3 protein-coding genes and 1 pseudogene are annotated in these 3,230 nt (G+C 51.1%); all 4 read right to left on the bottom strand.

The window, feature by feature from the left end:
* Positions 1-115 precede the first annotated feature (115 nt).
* Positions 116-841, bottom strand: coding sequence for a Mom family adenine methylcarbamoylation protein (locus A9587_RS24010; RefSeq protein WP_435051212.1), 726 nt, complete (start codon positions 839-841; stop codon positions 116-118).
* Positions 762-947, bottom strand: coding sequence for a Com family DNA-binding transcriptional regulator (locus A9587_RS24015; RefSeq protein WP_001372435.1), 186 nt, complete (start codon positions 945-947; stop codon positions 762-764). Before A9587_RS24015 ends, A9587_RS24010 begins: the two co-directional genes overlap by 80 nt.
* 123 nt (positions 948-1,070) lie before the next feature.
* Complete coding sequence (locus tag A9587_RS24020) at positions 1,071-1,646, bottom strand: DUF4376 domain-containing protein (protein WP_105281983.1); 576 nt, start codon at positions 1,644-1,646, stop codon at positions 1,071-1,073.
* A 14-nt stretch (positions 1,647-1,660) separates the two neighbouring features.
* Positions 1,661-3,230 (bottom strand): annotated as a pseudogene (locus A9587_RS24025) (shikimate transporter); the annotation flags it as partial.

Below are 3,230 nucleotides of genomic sequence, written 5' to 3' on the forward strand. Positions count from 1 at the left end.
TGAAGCGGCGCACGAAAAACGCGAAAACGTTTCACGATAAATGCGAAAACTTTACTTTTCGCGCTTCAAACGAAACAGCGGCATTGGCCGCTGCTTTTTTATTCATTAAGTGGAATCACTTCGGGTATGGCTGAATCCTGAATAGCTTGGTGTTTAGGCGCTTTTTTGCGCGCTTATTCAGGAATCTGATGTAGCGATACTGATTAAATTTGTGTACCACGGCCCGCTCCTTATTAGCCCGTAAATACTCGCCTCGTTGTCCTCCGCGCTTAATCGCGTTCATCGTTATCTCGTGATACCACTCGCCGTCCAGTTCGTAGAACTTGCTTTCGTGGCTGCCTATAAAATCAAAATTCGACGCCTGATATACCACGCCAGCACGTCCGCAGCGTTCGTCTGCAAAGGACTGAACCCACTCCACTGACGGGTACAGTAACCTGATGGTTTTCAGCGCGTAGCTGATGGCCCGTGATTCAGAATTGCGGGGCATGTCGTCGTGTAGCCACATGCGGTTCAGTTCCATATAGCCCCGGTTATCCGTTTCCAGCACAACACGACGCCCTGAGCTGGGGTTAAGGGCATATCCCCACTGAAGAACGCCAACCAGATCACGTCCGCTGAATACGCCCAGATGCAGGTAGGAGTTATTCACAAAACGGCGGGAATAGTGTTTTGTCTGAATGATTGTGCGGGCCAGCCAGCAGGATATGGTTTCAACGCGCAGCTCCTTTGAACCATAGCCGACAATCCGGCCTTCATACTCAATAACGCAGGGTTTTGTCAGAATGCGTGATTTCTTCTCTTTTCCCACAATACAGCTCCGTGGGATGCTCTTTGGCATTCGATATGACAATGTAACGTTTACAGCGAGGGCATTTAATTTCTATATGCTTAAAACCTCCTTTAAACAGTAATTTATTGCAGTTTTTACAGCGAACAGAGTCCATGATTCCCCCTGTGTAATAACCAGACATGACCGCCCGGAGGGCTGGGGGTATTTAATCACAACCGATGTAAACCGACGATCGATATGATGTTATCGATCGTCATAAACTATACAAACTGATTATTTAACCACCGGGCGTTAACGCTCTTACCTCGTCCAGTGTGGACAGCCGGGAAAGCTGCTCCTTCATTTCACGCTGGCGCTGATAAATCTCATCATTGCGATCGACCTGAGCCTGCGCCATTGCAGTAAGCAGCTCATCCAGTTTCTGCATCGACAGTTTCACCTGTTGATTATCGGCATCACCCCACGCAAGGGTGGTTCGTGCCGTATCGGATTTCGCCGCCATTACTACCGGATAAAGACGGGCCATTGAGTCGGGGCCAGCATTCCAGGTATGACCGTTCCATTCGAACGTGAACGGCAGTGCTTCCTGTTCTGTTCGCCACGCCTCGATTTCCCGTTTTTTGGCATCCTTCGCCGCGGCGATAAGTTCCGGCGTGACGGTGAACGGGGTTATTTCACCCCATTTTCCGCTCTGTAACTCTTCCCAGATGCGCTGGCCTGTCGGGGCGGTATCATCCTGCATGGCGGTATACGGGACGAATTCCGTTTCACCTTCAAATAGCACCTCGCAGTCAACCGCACCATTTTCAAGATAATGCGCGCTTCTGATGCCTTTTACCGCTCTGATTTTCATGTTTTATTTCCTCATTACTCGATGCGCACGAACAGACACACATATCCGGTATCTCCACTTGATGTGGTCGACCTGCTCCCTGACAGAGCCTGATAGCGCCCTGGAAATGCTCCATGACGTGGGTCCGCTGCGCAGAATTGCGGCGTTGAGACATAATTAGAAGCCTCACTCGCTTTGCAGGTGACAACCAGTGCTCCAAGCCGTGAGCCGGGAACAATATCGCCAAGCCCTATTTTTTTCTCTTTGTCATCTGCACTGCTCCCCCTGTAAACAGCAAGAATCGGCACACCCACTGCAGGATATTTGTAATATGAGTGCGTGCCGTTGCCCGCCGTCCTGGACAGCAGGAACGCCAGCGAATCGCCGTCGTAAATAATGGGGCTTACTGTTGCATTCCAGTTGTTTCCACTCCAGCGATAAGTCAGGCGATGAATATTGTGTTCGCCTTCGTAATACTGGTTAAAACACAGCAGTGTTTTGAATTTACGCGTTGTGTCCGATTCATCGTTATCAAAGGGCGACCACATTACATCAATGATGCCGTTAAATTTCGTGGTGCCCGCCAGCAGCGTGGAAGAGTCCGCAATACTGACCGCATAACGCCCCGGCGTGGCCTCTTTCAGCCATTCAGCAAAATCGGCCTGCCCGTTAAATGTCAGGGCTTCGGTGCTGGCAAATGCCTGACCGAATCCATACATGCCGGACAGCGCCAGCCTGCCTGGTGTGCGGTCGCGGATATTGCTCTGGGGTTCCATCGTCGCAGCCGCCTTCAGCTCAAGCTCCGTGCGCATGGCCTCAGGCGTGTCCAGTGCCAGTAATGTGCGGGCTTTTTTTGACAGCTGCGCCAGTAAAATCCGGCCCCCTTCACTGAAATAAGGCAGTGTGTTTTCTTCCGGTGTTATCTGGCTGACAGCCGTTAACACGTCATTAAGCGGCTGTTTACCTGCCAGGGCGTTAGTGACCGTCGTCGCAAAGTTCGGGTCATTGCCCAGCGCCGCTGCCAGCTCATTCAGCGTGTCCAGGGCTTCCGGCGATGAGCCAACCAGCGCGGCAAGCAGTTTGCGGACAAACGCCGCATTCGCTGTTTCCAGTCCGGCAGCATCATCCGGTGGCGTTGGTGTGGTTGGCGTACCTGTGAACGCCGGGCTGTTCAGTGGCGCACGGGTTTCAATCAGTGCCCTGAGTGAAGCCTCGTTGACCTTCAGATTCTCCCAGCCAATTAACCAGCCATTACCAGAGGGGTGATAACGGTTATAGTAAATTTCACCATTAACGCCGTAGAAAATGATAATCCTTGATATGTAATCCGGATTGTAATTAGACGCCAGAGATTCTGCCCAGATAATTTCTGCAATACCACTAAACAGCACCCCGGGAATAATATTATTTGCACCGTAAACACCATAGCGCCCGGGTGTCGCTTTTTTCACCCATCGCAGAAAATCAGCTTCTGTTTTAAACTCTGTCCTGTCGCTGAGAAAAAATTTACTCCCGAACCCGAACATGCCGGGAATCGCCAGTCGACCTTCGGTGCGGTCGTAAATATTCTCCTGTGCATCCTTCTGTGCTGCATTGCCAAGTTGT

This window comes from Escherichia sp. MOD1-EC6162 (assembly GCF_002965125.1).
In the GTDB taxonomy this organism is placed as follows: domain Bacteria; phylum Pseudomonadota; class Gammaproteobacteria; order Enterobacterales; family Enterobacteriaceae; genus Escherichia; species Escherichia marmotae.